The following is a 14806-nucleotide window of genomic DNA, read 5'->3' on the forward strand; positions in this document are numbered from 1 at the left end:
ACCATCGACACCTTTTGTTCACCTTCCTGCGAAAAGCTGGCCCTGTGAGCACAGAACATTCCATGGGGGCCGGGCACACGCCTGCCTTGACCACGTACCGCCCCCAGCTGCCGGGCGGAACCGCAGCACCCGCCGAACGTACGCTCGTGGACATCCTGGAGGCCACCGCGGCCTCCTTTCCGGAGTCTTCAGCGTTGGACGACGGGCACAAGTCACTCAGCTACACAGAACTGCTCGCCGCAGTCAGGTCTTTTGCCCGGACCCTGAACGCAGCCGGTGTGGGCCCTGGCGCCAAAATCGGCGTCCGCATTCCTTCAGGAACCAACGAGTTGTACGTGGCTATCCTCGGCATCCTGATGGCCGGGGCCGCCTACGTGCCCGTCGATGCCGACGACCCCGAGGAACGGGCGCGCTTGGTGTTCGGTGAGGCCAAGGTGGCTGCAATCATCGGTGCGGGGCTGGATGTCCAACTGTCCGACGCTTCGCACCAAGCCCTCTCCGGTCCGCAGAAACCCGGGCTGGACGACGATGCTTGGATCATCTTCACCTCCGGGTCCACCGGCACGCCAAAGGGTGTGGCAGTGAAGCACCGTTCTTCAGCCGCCTTCGTGGACGCGGAGGCCCGGATCTTCCTCAAGGCCGAGCCCATTGGCCCCCAGGACCGGGTGCTCGCCGGCCTCTCGGTGGCCTTCGACGCCTCATGCGAAGAGATGTGGCTTGCCTGGCGCCACGGCGCGTGCCTGGTCCCTGCACCCCGGGCCTTGGTCCGCACCGGAATGGACCTCGGTCCCTGGCTGATCAACCACGGCATCACGGTGGTGTCCACTGTGCCGACACTCGCCGCCTTGTGGCCGGCCGAGGCCCTGGAAAACGTGCGTCTTCTCATCTTCGGCGGTGAAGCCTGCCCTCCCGAGCTGGCCGAGCGTCTCGCCGTGGACGGCCGTGAAGTATGGAACACCTATGGCCCCACCGAAGCGACAGTGGTTGCCTGTGCCGCTCCCTTGGGTGGGCCCGGCCCCGTGCGGATCGGATTGCCGCTCGATGGCTGGGACCTCGCCGTCGTCGATCCCAACGGCGTCCCGGTGGGCGAAGGTGAGATCGGCGAACTGATCATCGGCGGCGTCGGACTTGCCCGCTACCTGGATCCAGCCAAGGACGCCGAGAAATACGCGCCCATGCCAACGCTGGCATGGGACCGGGCGTACCGCTCGGGTGACCTGGTGCGGTTCGAGGCCGAGGGCCTGATCTTCATGGGCCGCGCTGACGAACAGGTGAAGCTCGGCGGGCGCAGGATTGAATTGGGCGAGGTGGACGCAGCGCTCCAGTCCTTGCCCGGCGTCGCCGGCGCAGCTGCTGCAGTACAGACAACGGCTGCCGGCAACCAGATCCTGGTGGGCTACCTGGCTCCCGCTGAGGGTTATGAGCTGAGCATGGACGAGGCCCGGCGGCTGCTTGGCGAAAGCCTCCCGGCTGCTTTGATCCCCTTGTTGACCGTGGTGGATTCGCTCCCCACCAAGACCAGCGGCAAAGTGGACCGCCACGCCCTCCCTTGGCCGCTGGCCGGAACCGGCGCCACGGAGGCAAACAACGCCCCGCTGAACCTGCCCGACGACGCGCGCTGGGTGGTGGAGCAGTGGGAAGCGGTCCTGGGCAGTCCCGTGAGTTCGCTCGACGCCGATTTCTTCGCTTACGGTGGCGGGTCCTTGGCCGCGGCCCAGCTCGTCTCCGCGCTGCGCGTCAGGTACCCCGTCATTACCGTGGCCGACATCTACGCTACGCCCCGCGTTGGGGCGTTGATCGATGCTGCCCGACAATCACTTCCCGACGGCGGCACGCCGGGTCCCGCTGCCGAGCGCACCGTCCGCCCTACCGCTGTGAAGTCGCAGGTCTTCCAGGTGCTGATGGGCGTTCCTTTGCACATCCTGGTGGGAATGCGTTGGCTCACCTATCTCATGGCCGCCAACAAGTTGCTGGCTGAATTTGCCGGCTTCTCTGCCGCTCCGGTGGTGTCGTGGTGGTGGATCGGTCTGTCCTGGCTGATTTTTGTCAGCCCCCTGGGCCGGATGGCGATTTCGGTTCTCGCGGCACGCCTCCTGTTGGGCAAGGTGGTTCCCGGGACTTACCCGCGGTCCGGAAAGACCCATCTGCGGCTGTGGCTCGCCGAGCAAATCCAGGATCTTTCGGGCGCGATCGGCCTCGCCAGCGCGCCTTTCGTTCCCTATTACGCCCGCGCGCTCGGCGCGAAAATCGGCAGGGACGTGCACCTTCACTCCTTGCCACCTGTTACCGGCCTGCTCTCTTTGGGCAGTGGAGCAAATATCGAGCCGGAAGTTGACCTGTCCGGTTGGTGGGTTGACGGCGACTCGGTCCATATCGGCCAGATCCACGTGGGAGCCGGGGCCGTGGTTGGCGCCCGGAGCACTCTGATGCCTGGAGCAAGCATTGGGGCAGGCGCCCACGTCGATGCAGGCTCGGCGGTACTGGGCAAAGTCAAAGCCGGACATCTCGTGGCCGGATCCCCCGCTGAGCGCCGCGGCAAGGCCAAGCACGAATGGCCCGAGGCCAGCAGCCGCCGTTCGATGGTTGACCGGCTGTGGTTCTCCGCCTTTGCCGGCGCCTCTGCCCTGCTGTCACTCATTCCCTACCTCTCGGCGTTCGCGGGTGCCTTGGTGGTCCTGGCGTTCATTCAAGGCCATGATTCGCTGGACACATCACTCCCCCGGATCGTCCTCGCCTTGCCCCTGGCCGCCCTGGTCTGGTTCTTCGGCAACCTTGTCCTGATCCTGATGGTTGCCCGGCTCCTCGGGCTGGGACTCAAAGAAGGCTACTACCGGGTTCGCAGCCGCGTCGGGTGGCAGGTCTGGGCCACCGAACGCCTCCTGGACATGGCCCGGGACCTTCTCTTCCCCATCTACGCCAGCCTGTTCACGCCTGTTTGGCTGCGTTTACTGGGCGCCAAGGTGGGCAAAAATGTGGAAGCTTCCACGGTGCTGCTGGTCCCCAGGATGACCACCATCGGCGACGGCGCGTTCCTTGCCGACGACACCATGGTGGCCTCCTACGAACTCGGTGGCGGCTGGATGAAGATTGCCCCGGCCAAGATCGGGAAACGTTCCTTCCTGGGCAACTCCGGCATGACTGCGGCCGGACGCAACGTACCGAAAAACTCCCTCGTTGCGGTGTTGTCGGCCACACCCGCCAAGGCCAAGTCGGGCACCTCCTGGTTGGGCAGTCCTCCCGTCCGGTTGCGTCGCACTGCCGTAGACGCGGACCAAACCCGCACTTTCCAGCCTCCCGCCAAGCTCAAAGTGGCACGAGCCTTATGGGAATTGTGCCGGCTGGTCCCGGTCATCCTCACCGTAGCGATCGCCGCTGGAGTCATGCTGATGCTGGACTGGATCGCCGGCGCCTGGGGTTACTGGATCGCAGCAGTGCTTGGCGGCGTAGTGATGCTGGCGGCCGGAGCAGTCGCTGCCCTCAGTGCCGTGGTTGCCAAGTGGGTTCTTGTGGGGACCATCCGGGCCGGGGAACACCCGCTATGGAGCTCCTTCATTTGGCGCAACGAGGTAGTGGACACCTTCATCGAAATGGTGAGCGCGCCGTGGTTTGCCCGGTCAGCGGCAGGTACGCCGGCCCTTGTGTGGTGGCTGCGCGGACTCGGAGCCAAGATAGGGCGCGGCACGTGGTGCGAAAGCTACTGGCTTCCTGAAGCGGACCTTGTCACCCTGGGCGAGAACTCCACGGTCAACCGGGGCTGTGTGGTCCAAACACACCTGTTCCATGATCGCGTCATGAGCCTGGACACTGTGACACTCGGCAACGGGGCCACCATGGGCCCGCACGGTGTGATCCTCCCCGCGGCAAGTATCGGCGACGGCGGGACGGTTGGTCCGGCGTCGTTGGTCATGCGTGGCGAAACCGTCCCGGCAGGGACGTACTGGATGGGCAACCCGGTGAGCCCGTGGGTGGGTCCGTCAGCACAAGCTCCCCGTCTCAAGTAGATTGGGAGCTAATGACCGCACCCATCAGCACCCCCAGTCCCGATCCCTACACCCTGGACCACGGAAGCACGCGCTACCGGGTGGACCGATACGAGCTGGAGCTCGACGTGAGGCTGGGCAGCAACAAGCTGATTGGCAAAGCGGTCCTGAGGTGCACTGCCTTGGAACCAACCACACAGATTGTCCTGGACCTGGTGGGCTTACGGGCGTCCAAGGTTCAACTGGACGGCAGGAAGGTGCAGAAATTCAGCCACAGGGCCGAGCACCTGGTCCTTAATCCACCCTCTGCGCTCAAAGCCGGGCAGCAATTCTTGCTGGAGATCCGCTACGACGGCAATCCGCAACCGCGTCGTGGGTTGTGGGGAGACGTGGGTTGGGAAGAACTGAACGACGGCGTGTTGGTGGCCGGACAGCCCAACGGCGCAGCATCCTGGTTCCCCTGCAATGACCACCCCCGGTACAAGTCCAGTTTCCTGATTTCCGTGACCACGGACGAGAACTACCGCCCGGTCTGCAACGGCAAGCTCGTATCCCATTCCCGCAAGTCCAGTCGGGAAACGTGGGTCTACGAGCAGGTTGAGCCGATGGCGACGTACTTGGCCACCGTTCAAATCGGCCGGTACGTGAAGGTTCCACTGCACGAGGACAATACCCACCACAGGGTCCCCCAATTCGTCGCCGTCACGCCCGAAATGACCGCGGACGCTCTTCAGGGCCTGCACCGCCAGCCGGACATGATGCGGACTTTCGAGGACTGCTTCGGCCCGTACCCCTACACCGACTACACCTCAGTGGTGACCGAGGACGAACTGGAAATTCCGTTGGAAGCCCAGACAGTCTCCATATTTGGCCGGAATCACATGAAAGACGCGTGGGATTCCCAGCGGCTGATCGCCCACGAGCTCTCCCATCAGTGGTTCGGGAATTCACTGACGGTCAGCAACTGGAAAGACATCTGGCTCCATGAGGGCTTTGCCTGCTATGCCGAATGGTTGTGGTCCGAGGAATCCGGGACCATGACGGTTGCTGCGCGGGCGTTGGCCGCGTGGAAGAAGCTCGACGCCGGGCCCCAGGACCTGCTGGTGGGTGACCCCGGGCCTGAGCTGATGTTCGATGACCGCGTCTACAAGCGCGGGGCTCTGGCCGTGCACGCTCTGCGGATGGCGGCCGGTGACGAAGCATTCTTCGGTTTCCTGCAGCATTGGACTGCCGCGAACCGGCACGGATCAGTATCCACGGAATCGTTCGTCGCGGCTGCGGACGCCTTCATTCCAGGCATCGATGCGGCTGCGATACTCCGGCCCTGGCTGTACCAGGCCGCGCTTCCGCCACTTCCTGCAACGCGCTAGCCCAGGGCCACGGCTGCCACCAGCCCCTGGGGTTGCCCAGCGGCCAGGTCCAGATCCTGTATTCCTTCGCGGTCCAGGACATCCATTTCGGCGGGGTTTCTCCGCAGGCCTTCTCCTGTCATCTTCAGCCAGGCCTCCTTCCGCGCCCAGAGACGGCTTCGGGTAGCGTCACGCCCGGACCCGGGGAGGGATAACAGGTACTGCTTCTCCGGTGCCGTCAACGCGACGTCGTCGAAGCCCTCGAAGCCGGTCTTGTCCGCAGTCTCGAGGTCCACTCCGAGCCGGAGCCCTTCGGCTGGATGCACGACGCCGGCCAACAGCACCCAGCCCGACGCCCGGGAGGCACTCAGCACCAAAGGTGACGGGCCGCCGTCGAGCAGGAAACCGGGACGGCCATGGTCCTGGCCGGGGCCGCATTGCGGGCAGACATAGTCCGGCGTGAGCCGGGTGGGGTCAACGTCGAGTAGTGACGCCGCGAATTGCTGAAGCGCGAACCTGCCGGCCACGAACTCATCCCGGTCCTCGGGTCTGGCGAAGCGGAGGGCGCGCTGCCGGGCAGGGTGACCAAGCTCCTGCCACAGCGCGTCGGACATGGACACGGCATCGAGCGTGCGCAGCTCAAACACAGGCTTATCCATCACCACCCCTTTCACAGCCTTGTCCCCAATGAATGTTAGAACATGAGATGGGTGGCATTAGGCTCAAGATCCGGTTCCGAGCGGGACCGGATCTTTAGTGTTTCCTCGGGTCTGCCAATCTTTGTCCCGTTCGTCTGCCAAGGACTGCGCCTATTGACTCCCGTCAGAGATTAGAAGTAGTGGCTCTATGTCCGACCACAAGATCGGAAGCGATTCAGGATGCTCACCGGTGGCCAGACTTGCGACGACAAATATGTTTGAGATGGTCCGGCCACCAGCAGCTTAATGCAGGCCATTTCGCATGATTTGAAGGGCTTCGAAGGGTACAAACAAATTTCTTGCGTCGCCGTTCAATATCGTTCGAACGGCTCGTTCTTGCCGGGATCAGCTGAGATGGGAGTTGATGGGGCCATTGTCGACGTAGATGCGCTGGTCGGTGAACTTCCCGTCGGCGATGGTGAAGATCGAGCAGGCCCTGATCGTCACTTCGACGCCGTCGAGGAAGCGCCAGGCGCTGTCGACCTCGAACACGACGACGCCGTCTTCCTCCTGCCAGATGTTGACCAGCGGGTGGGCCAGGGACTCGACCTTGCCGCCGATCGCAGTCATCTGCGCCAGCACCGCGTCCTTGCCCTTGACAGTAGGAGCGTTGGCGAAGGTGAGGGTGATGTCGTCGGCGTAGTAGCCGCCGAGACATTCGTAATCCTTCTTCTCCATGACGGCGAAGTACTCGTTCAGGAAGTCGATGGTGCTCTGGTCTGCACGGGACATGCTTGGATCCTTACTGTTTGGTGGTCCTTAAAGGTCCGAAAAAATGCGGGATTAGACGATCGCGTCTGCGCTGGTCGGCTTGAGCGGCCCCTCACCGGCACGATGGTGGAAAGCCGGCGGTTCGATGGCCAGCGCCGTCAAGGCATCAAGCTGTTTGGTGTCGAGCAGGACATCCGCGGCGGTGGCGTTTGCGCGCAGCTCATCAACAGTCTCCGGGCCGACGATCACCGAGGCGACGGCGGGGCGGGACAACAGCCAGGTCAGGGCGACCTGGTAAGGGCTCAAGCCCCATTCACGACTGAGCCGATCCACCTCGCGGGCCACCGAGACTTCCGCCTCGGAGAACCCCGGCGCTCCGAAACGTTCGTCGCCGGAGACCTCACGATCCAGGACCGCGAGATCAGCCAGGAGGCCACCATGCAGCGGGGCATAGGGAATGATTGACAGGCCGAACTGCTCGCAAGCCGGTGCGAGCTCCCGCTCGGCGGCGCGGTCGATGAGGTTGTACTTCACCTGGGCGGCTACGGGAGCGGAGGCCAGTCGGCGGTCGTCAGCGATCCACAGCGCGCGGGTGACCTGCCAGGCCGGGTGGTTGGATAGGCCGACGTATCGGATCTTGCCCTGCCGGATCAGATCGTCGTAGACCTCAAGCGTCTGCTCCGGCCGCGTGTCCGGGTCGATGTCGTGGGCATAGTAGAGATCGATGTAATCGGTCTGCAAGCGCCGCAGGCTCTTCTCGACCTGGGTTATGATGTGCCGGCGTGACAGCCCTCGGTCATTGACACCGAGCCCGACGATGCCGTTGGACTTGGTGGCGATCACCATCTCGTCACGGCGTCCGCGCAGGGCACGTCCGAGGATCTGCTCGGCGGGTTCGCGCTCCGCGGCAGGTTTGGCTCCAGGCCGATCGAATACGGGCATGTTGCCATAGACGTCGGCCGTATCCACGAAGTTGATGCCAAGCTCCAGCGCAGCACCGACGACGCGCTCTGCGTCTTCCGCGCCAGGCGCGACTCCGAAGGTGGCGGTGCCCAGCGCAATTTTCGAGACCCTGACACCGGTCTGGCCAAGGAGTGAGTACTTCATCAGTGTTCCTCGTATCTTCCGGTCAGGACGCGGTCTCGGCGGTCAGCGCCGAGACCACATCCAGCTGTTCCCGGGTGAGCTCGATATCTGCAGCGGCGGCGTTGGCGCGGAGCTCGTCGGCCGTCTCGGCTCCAACGATCACCGATGCCACGGCCGGGCGGGACAGCAGCCAGGCCAGCGAGACCTGCTGCATCCCCAGCCCCCACTCTCGGGCCAGTTGGTCGAGTTGGCGCGCGACGGCGATCTCCGCATTGGAGTATCCAGGCCCGCCGTAGCGCTTGCCTCCGGCGATCGGCCGGTCCAGGACCGACAGGTCGGCAAGGAGACCGCCGTGCAGCGGGGCATAGGGAATGATCGACAGACCGAACCTCACGCACGCGGCAGCGAGTTCCTTTTCGGCGCTTCGGTCCAAGAGGCTGTACATCACCTGAGCGGCAACGGGGGCGGAGACCAGCCGGCGCTCACCGGCGATCCACAGGGCCTCGGTCATCTGCCAGGCCGTGTGATTGGACAAAGCGACATACCGCAGCTTCCCCTGCCGGATCAGATCATCGTAGACGGCAAGTGTCTGCTCCAGGGGCGTGTTCGGATCCGGGAAATGCGCGTAATACAGGTCGATGCGGTCAGTGCTCAGCCGGCGCAGGCTCTGTTCTACCTGCCGGATGATGTACCGGCGCGAAAGACCGGCATCCGGATCGAACCTCCGCTCCCCCGACTTGGTCGCCAGCACCACCTCATCCCGCCGGCCGGCCAGGGAGCGGCCGAGGATTTCCTCGGCGGACTCACGCTCTGCGGCCGGTGGAGCGCCGGGCCGGTCGAACGTCGACGTCGAACCGTAGACATCCGCGGTGTCAAAGAAATTGATGCCCAGATCCAGGGCTGCTCCCACGACGCCATCGGCTTCGTGTGCGCTCGGTGCCACGCCGAAGGTCGCCGTGCCCACGCAGATGCGGGACACGCGCACGCCGGTCGGGCCGAGAACGGAGTACTTCATCTAAAGGATTCCCATCTGCGAGTTTCAGAACCGAGCTGACAAGTGCAGCGATCAGTCAACGAGGTGCCGTGCGGCTACCAGCCGGGTCGAACTTAAACACTAACCGACTGGTTACATTTCGGCAATGGTCATGAGAAAGTAGTTACATGCCAGAAAGCGCAAAGACCAGAACACGGGGCCCCTACCGCACAGGGGTCCGCCGACGCGAGCAGCTCATCGGCATCGCGATGGACGTCTTCGGCAAACACGGCTTCGCCGGCGGCTCCCTCCGCACGATTGCCGAGCAGGCCGGCGTCAACCACGCCACCCTGATCCAGCACTTCGGCAGCAAGGACGGCCTACTCACGGCCGTGCTGGAGGAATGGGACCGGCGGACCGTGGCGAACGGCCTCACCGATGTCAGCGGCTTGGACTATTTCCGCCGGCTGCCAGAGGTCATGGCCGCCCACCGGGACATCCGCGGCCTGCTCGAACTGTTCACCACCATCGCGGCCGAAGCCTCCAGCCCCGGCCACCCGGGCCACGCGTTCATCACCCGGCGCTACACCTCGAACCTGGCAACCCTCGCCGGGCACTTGCAGGAGGCAGTCGAAACCGGCGACATCATTTACCTCTCCCCGGCGCAGATTGAAATTGAAGTGCGGCTATTCACTGCCGTGATGGACGGCATCGGCCTGCAATGGCTCCTCAACCCCGAAACTGACATACACGCCAGCGTCGCAACCTATGTCGAACGCGCCATTGCCGCCTGGGGAGGCAATAGGGCCGCTCCCGCCCGATTCGGAGGGCCCAAACAGGTGATCGAAGATTGAAGCGAATACATTCCCAGCCATCCATGCCGTCCTCTTCCTGAACGGTCCCCCGCGGCCAGTCCGAGGTCTCGGTGCACCGGCCCCGTTGAGGGGCAGGCCCTCGGTGCGCGGAGCGAACGACGCGATTTAGCCCTTACGGCCTATCGCCTTATACAGAGCCTCCGACTTCGGCGCGGTCGACAGGCTGTCTCAGACGAGAAACACCTGGCGAGGTCCTCAGTCACATGCAGCAAAGACGTCTCTGACCACTTCCCCACACCTGCGAATGCGGTGATATGGAGCTCACGTAGTAACGCCGGCAAACTGTAGCTTGGTGCTCATGCGTTCCGGGCAAACAGCAGTGTTCCCCGCAGCCAGGATCGCTGCGGGGAACACTGTTGGTGAGTTAACCCACCAGCGCTACTTCACCGAGTTCAGGTAGTTCGCCAGGGTTGGGGTGATGCGCGTGCCTGAATTCGAGCTGCCTCCATTGGTGTGGATGGCCACGATGGTACTGGAGCTGTTGTAGACCGGCGCGCCACTCTGCCCGCCGTAGGTGTCCATCTTGTAGAAGACTTTCTCGGCCTGCGTGCTGTCAATGGACCCGGTCATGGACCACATGGTGCCGAAGGCCTTGTCGCCGGGATAGCCCCTGACCGTCGCGGTGGTCCCGTTCAGGCTGGTGGTCGTGCCGGCGTAGTTCAGCCAGCCGGTGGTGTTGCCGATGGTGCAGTCGAGCTTGATGACTCCCCAGTCGGCATTGGTGTTGGCTGAATCAATCCAGCGCTGATCAGTCAGGAGTTGGGTGGCGCCGCAGGTCCCGTACGGATCGGTTGATCCGTTGCGGCCGGGAGCCACCTTCACTCCCCAGGAGTAATCCGCAGTGGAACCCGTACCGCCCTCGTGCACGCAGTGGCCGGCGGTCAGCACCGTGTCATCGGAAATCAGGGCGCCGGAGCAGATGTAGCCTCCGTTGAATTCAATCTGCACGATCGAGCGGTTGGGTGCGGCCGTAGTGTCAGTGATCCGCACCCTCCCATCAGCACCGATCACTGAGTCCGTGGAAGCTCCGCCACCTTTGGAGGGCATTGCCAAGGTGTACTTGTCGGCCAGTGGAGAGGCCGCGGAACCTGACGTCTGCGTCTTGTCCACCGTGTGGGAAACCGGCTGGAGGGCAGAGCTGGAAACCTGCGGCGTCGACTCTGACGCGACCGCGGCTCCTCCCAGCGATGACGTCAAAGCCATAACTGCAGCCCCGACAAGCACAGCAATGTTCTGCTTCTTCATGGGTACCTTTCAAAGGACGGCCCTATAGGGAACCGTGCGAGGGATGTGATACACATGTTTCATATGTGCATGACAAAACTGTCATACACGCATGAATAGTCTGTCAAGATGCTGGGAGTCGAATCTCATAAAAAAGAAAAACCCCGGGACAAACGTCCCGGGGTTTCCCTGCCAAGCAACGGCTAGCGCTGAACAGCTCCAAAGCGGTCGGCAGCAACGGCCACGGCTGCAGCACGGGCTTCCGAAGCCTCATCCGCAGTCAGCGTGCGGTCGTTTGCCCGGAACCGCAGGCCGAAGGCCAGTGACTTCCTACCCTCATCGATGCCCGGGCCCACATACACATCGAACAGTGAAACGTCCTCAAGGAGCTCACCGGCACCCTCACGCAGCGCGGACAGAACCTGATCGGCCGGCACGTCCTGCGGAACCACCAAGGCAACGTCCTGCGTCGCCACGGGGAAGCCGGAGATGTGCTTGGCGACAATGACGTCCGCGGCAGCTTCGAACAGCGCGTCAACGTCCACCTCAACAGCTACCGAACGTGCAGGCATGTCATGCTCGGCGAGGAGCTTGGGGTGGAGTTCTCCTGCGTATCCAACCACGTCGCCGTTGCGCAGCGCGAGCTGCGCCGCGCGTCCGGGGTGGAATGCCTGGTGGCTGCCCTGGCTGACAACCAGTTCAACGCCCAAGACATCGGCGATCAGGCGTGCCACGTCAACAGCGTCGGCCCAATCCCAGGCGCGCGGCTTGTGCGTGGCGGCAGCGGGCGAATCATGGCCCGTCAGGACAGCGGCGATGTGCAGCGGCTGGTCGGGGACGCCGTCGTACAGTGCATCCAGCACCTCATCGGAGGGCTTGACACCCAGGGGCGGGATGGACTCAGTTCCGAGCTTGTCTCCGGGCAGGAACACCAAGCCGGCCTCATAGAGGGCAAGATCGCGGAAACCGCGGGAGTGGTTGCGGCGGGCCACCTCGATCAGGCCCGGCAGGATGGACGTGCGGAGGTAGCCGTGTTCCTCGCTGATCGGGTTGGCCAGCTTCAATGCCGGGCGGGGTACGCCTTCCTCTGCCGCTCCGAAGGTGTCGTTGGCGGCCTTCGTGACGAACGGGTAGGACAGCACCTCGGTCAGTCCGGCATCGGCCAAGGCCTGCACTACGCGGCGCTTCTGCTGCTGCGTGCGGCTCAAGCCGCGCCCTGGAGGCGCCACGGGCAAGGTGGCCGGGATGTTGTCGTAGCCCACCAGGCGGGCGACCTCCTCGGAGAGGTCTTCCTTGGTTTCGAGATCGTTGCGCCAGCTTGGTGCAGTCACACGGTATCCGGAGGAGGTCTTCTCCACCACAGCGCCCAGGTCCTCAAGGGAGGTGGTGATCTGCTCTTCGGTGAAGTCGATACCGATCCGTGCGGAGGCGTACCCGGCCGGCAGGTCAATAACGACGGCGTCAGGTGCCGTTCCGACGTCGGTCCCGGCCTCGTCCGCGGCACCTCCGGCAAGTTCCACCAGGAGGTCAACCACGCGCTGGGCTGCGACGTTGGCGACATGCCAGTCCACACCGCGTTCGAAGCGCTTGGACGCCTCGGACGGCAGTTTGTGGCGGCGGCGTGAGCGGGCAATGGATACTTCGTCGAAGTGTGCGGCTTCCACCAGGATGTTGGTGGTGGAATCGGACACCTCTGTGTGGGCTCCGCCCATCACACCGGCTATGCCAATGGCGCCCGAATCATCCGTGATCAGGAGGTCCTCGGCGTCGAGCGTGCGCTCCTTGTCATCGAGGGTGGTGATCTTCTCCCCCGCGACCGCACGGCGGACAACGATGTCGCCCGAAAGCTTGTCGAGGTCGTAGCAGTGGTTCGGCTGGCCGAGCTCCAACATGACGTAGTTGGAAATATCCACGGGCAGCGAAATGGAGCGGACCCCAGCCAAGCGAAGGCGCGATGACATCCACGGCGGCGTGGGACGGGAAGCATCCACACCACGGACCGTGCGGGCCACGAAACGGTCGCAGCCAGGCTTGCCGTAGATCGGTGCGTCGTCGTTGAGCTTCACGCCATAGCCGCCCTGGAGGGAGGCCGGTGCGTCGACCTTGGACGCCGGATCCACGAAGGAGGTTCCGGTGGCATGGGCGTACTCGCGAGCCACACCACGGATGGAGAACGCGTAGCCGCGGTCCGGGGTGACGTTGATTTCAGCTGCTTGGTCGTACAGACCCAGCAGTTCCATCGCGTCAGTGCCGATTTCGGGGTCCAAGCCGATTCTGGAGAGCACCAGAATGCCGTCATGGTCATCGCCGATGCCCAGCTCGCGCACGGAAGCGATCATGCCTGCAGACAGGTGGCCATAGGTCTTGCGGGCCGAGATCCGGAAGTTTCCAGGCAGCACTGCACCGGGCAAGGTCACAACCACCTTGTCACCCTCAACAAAGTTGTGTGCACCACAAATGATGCCCTGCACGCCTGAAGGGTCGATGCCCTCGCCCGTGAGGGTCTGCCCCTGGCCCTCGGGGACAACCCGGACCTGGCACCAGTTGATGGTCTTGCCGTTGGTCTGCGGTTCCTTGACCAGGCTCAGCACCTGGCCGACAACCACAGGGCCCTTGAGTTCATCCGTGGGGCGGTGAACGTCTTCTTCTTCAAAGCCGACCTTGACCAGGTCCGCCATGACATCTTCGGCCGTGGCATCGGCCGGAACCTGCGCGAACTCACGCAGCCAGGAAAGTGGGATACGCACTGTTAGATCTCCATCCCGAAGTGCTCGCTGAAACGTACATCGCCTTCGATCATGTCGCGCATGTCGCCGACCTCGTTGCGGAACATGAGCGTGCGCTCGATGCCCATGCCGAAGGCAAAACCTGAATAGACGTCCGGATCGATGCCGGCAGCCCGCAGGACATTGGGGTTGACCATGCCGCAGCCACCCCACTCGATCCAGCGCGGGCCGCCCTTGGCGCCCGGGTGCCAAATGTCGAGTTCCGCCGACGGCTCGGTGAACGGGAAGTAGTTGGGGCGCAAACGGATGGAGGCTTCGTCGCCGAACATCTGGCGGGCGAAATGCTCCAGCGTGCCGCGCAGGTCAGCCATGCTCAGGTTCTTGTCGATCGCAAGACCCTCGAACTGGTGGAACACCGGCGTGTGCGTCGCGTCGAGCTCATCGGTGCGGAACACCTTGCCCGGGCACAGGACGTAGATGGGCACTTCGCGCTCCAGCATGGAACGAACCTGCACCGGCGAGGTGTGGGTGCGCATAAGCAGGTGCGCCTCGGGAGGCTCAACGAAGAACGTGTCCTGCATTTCGCGTGCCGGGTGGTCCGGCTTGAAGTTCAGGGCATCGAAGTTGAACCATTCGGACTCCACCTCGGGTCCTTCGGCGATTTCCCAACCCATGCCAACGAAGATGTCCGAGACCCTGTCCTGCAAGGTGGACAGCGGGTGGCGGGCACCGGCACGGCGGCGACGCGGCGCAGCTGTGACATCAACCGTTTCCTCGATCAGGATTCGGGCGTCATTCTCAGCCTCAAGTACCTGGGTCCTTGCCGCGAGCGCCTGATTGACCCGGCCGCGCGAGGAGCCCATGAGCTTGCCGGCAGCTGCCTTGTGCTCCTTGGCCAAGCCACCGATTTCGCGGTTGGCAAGACTCAGGGGCGACTTCTCGCCGGTGTGGGCGAGGCGGACAGCCTTGAGTTCATCAAGGGAGGAAGCAGCCGCAATAGCGGCGACGGCGTCCTCGACGGCGGCGTTGATGGCGGCTTCATCCAGCGGATTCGGGATGGCGGCGCCTGGCAAAGTGTCAGTCATCTACTGTTCTTAGCTACGAGTTGGGAGCGGCCGGCTAGGCAGGCCTGCAAAAACGAAAGGGTAGTGCTCACCGCGGACGGCGGGCACTACCCCTCAGTC

At 63.8% G+C, this 14806-nt stretch carries 10 protein-coding genes; 3 read left to right on the forward strand and 7 right to left on the reverse strand.

Translation table 11 applies throughout. The features are described 5' to 3' along the window. Window positions 1–62 precede the first annotated feature (62 nt). On the forward strand, window positions 63–4001 hold the full coding sequence (locus IEY62_RS04705; RefSeq protein WP_189015671.1) for a Pls/PosA family non-ribosomal peptide synthetase: 3939 nt from the start codon (window positions 63–65) through the stop codon (window positions 3999–4001). Window positions 4002–4012: 11 nt separating this feature from the next. Beyond that, the gene (locus IEY62_RS04710) at window positions 4013–5350 is read left to right on the forward strand and encodes a M1 family metallopeptidase (protein WP_189014489.1); all 1338 of its coding nucleotides are present in this window, start codon (window positions 4013–4015) and stop codon (window positions 5348–5350) included. Here the strand turns inward: IEY62_RS04710 and IEY62_RS04715 are convergent. From IEY62_RS04715 to IEY62_RS04730, 4 genes are all read right to left on the reverse strand, one after another. Next, the gene (locus IEY62_RS04715) at window positions 5347–5988 is read right to left on the reverse strand and encodes a 4'-phosphopantetheinyl transferase family protein (protein WP_189014491.1); all 642 of its coding nucleotides are present in this window, start codon (window positions 5986–5988) and stop codon (window positions 5347–5349) included. The two genes, IEY62_RS04710 and IEY62_RS04715, sit on opposite strands and share 4 nt — an antisense overlap. A gap of 384 nt (window positions 5989–6372) precedes the next feature. After that, window positions 6373–6759 (reverse strand): nuclear transport factor 2 family protein, encoded by a 387-nt coding sequence (locus IEY62_RS04720; RefSeq protein ID WP_189014493.1) that lies wholly within the window; start codon window positions 6757–6759, stop codon window positions 6373–6375. Window positions 6760–6810: 51 nt separating this feature from the next. After that, window positions 6811–7845, reverse strand: a complete 1035-nt coding sequence (locus IEY62_RS04725) for an aldo/keto reductase (RefSeq protein ID WP_189014495.1) — start codon at window positions 7843–7845, stop codon at window positions 6811–6813. A gap of 22 nt (window positions 7846–7867) precedes the next feature. Beyond that, window positions 7868–8839, reverse strand: coding sequence for an aldo/keto reductase (locus tag IEY62_RS04730; RefSeq protein WP_189014497.1), 972 nt, complete (start codon window positions 8837–8839; stop codon window positions 7868–7870). A gap of 146 nt (window positions 8840–8985) precedes the next feature. On the opposite strand from IEY62_RS04730, the gene IEY62_RS04735 reads away from it, so the two are divergent. Continuing rightward, the gene (locus IEY62_RS04735) at window positions 8986–9651 is read left to right on the forward strand and encodes a TetR/AcrR family transcriptional regulator (protein WP_189014499.1); all 666 of its coding nucleotides are present in this window, start codon (window positions 8986–8988) and stop codon (window positions 9649–9651) included. Window positions 9652–10050: 399 nt separating this feature from the next. On the opposite strand, the gene IEY62_RS04740 is transcribed toward IEY62_RS04735, so the two are convergent. The 3 genes from IEY62_RS04740 to pheS all read right to left on the reverse strand — a co-directional run bounded on the left by IEY62_RS04740 (window position 10051) and on the right by pheS (window position 14707). Next, on the reverse strand, window positions 10051–10917 hold the full coding sequence (locus IEY62_RS04740; protein ID WP_189014501.1) for a trypsin-like serine peptidase: 867 nt from the start codon (window positions 10915–10917) through the stop codon (window positions 10051–10053). A 182-nt stretch (window positions 10918–11099) separates the two neighbouring features. Continuing rightward, window positions 11100–13643 (reverse strand): phenylalanine--tRNA ligase subunit beta, encoded by a 2544-nt coding sequence (pheT, locus tag IEY62_RS04745; RefSeq protein WP_189014503.1) that lies wholly within the window; start codon window positions 13641–13643, stop codon window positions 11100–11102. Between the two features lie 2 nt (window positions 13644–13645). Beyond that, window positions 13646–14707 (reverse strand): phenylalanine--tRNA ligase subunit alpha, encoded by a 1062-nt coding sequence (pheS, locus tag IEY62_RS04750; RefSeq protein WP_189014505.1) that lies wholly within the window; start codon window positions 14705–14707, stop codon window positions 13646–13648. Window positions 14708–14806 lie beyond the last annotated feature (99 nt).

It is taken from the genome of Paenarthrobacter histidinolovorans, from assembly GCF_014647595.1.
In the GTDB taxonomy this organism is placed as follows: Bacteria; Actinomycetota; Actinomycetes; order Actinomycetales; family Micrococcaceae; genus Arthrobacter; species Arthrobacter histidinolovorans.

What these genes read in the sequence shown, in the direction of transcription:
- IEY62_RS04705 (WP_189015671.1), top strand. Translation starts at nt 63, where the DNA reads ATGGGGGCCGGGCACACGCCTGCCTTGACCACGTACCGCCCCCAGCTG.
- IEY62_RS04710 (WP_189014489.1), top strand. Translation starts at nt 4,013, where the DNA reads ATGACCGCACCCATCAGCACCCCCAGTCCCGATCCCTACACCCTGGAC.
- IEY62_RS04715 (WP_189014491.1), bottom strand. Translation starts at nt 5,988, where the DNA reads ATGGATAAGCCTGTGTTTGAGCTGCGCACGCTCGATGCCGTGTCCATG.
- IEY62_RS04720 (WP_189014493.1), bottom strand. Translation starts at nt 6,759, where the DNA reads ATGTCCCGTGCAGACCAGAGCACCATCGACTTCCTGAACGAGTACTTC.
- IEY62_RS04725 (WP_189014495.1), bottom strand. Translation starts at nt 7,845, where the DNA reads ATGAAGTACTCACTCCTTGGCCAGACCGGTGTCAGGGTCTCGAAAATT.
- IEY62_RS04730 (WP_189014497.1), bottom strand. Translation starts at nt 8,839, where the DNA reads ATGAAGTACTCCGTTCTCGGCCCGACCGGCGTGCGCGTGTCCCGCATC.
- IEY62_RS04735 (WP_189014499.1), top strand. Translation starts at nt 8,986, where the DNA reads ATGCCAGAAAGCGCAAAGACCAGAACACGGGGCCCCTACCGCACAGGG.
- IEY62_RS04740 (WP_189014501.1), bottom strand. Translation starts at nt 10,917, where the DNA reads ATGAAGAAGCAGAACATTGCTGTGCTTGTCGGGGCTGCAGTTATGGCT.
- pheS (WP_189014505.1), bottom strand. Translation starts at nt 14,707, where the DNA reads ATGACTGACACTTTGCCAGGCGCCGCCATCCCGAATCCGCTGGATGAA.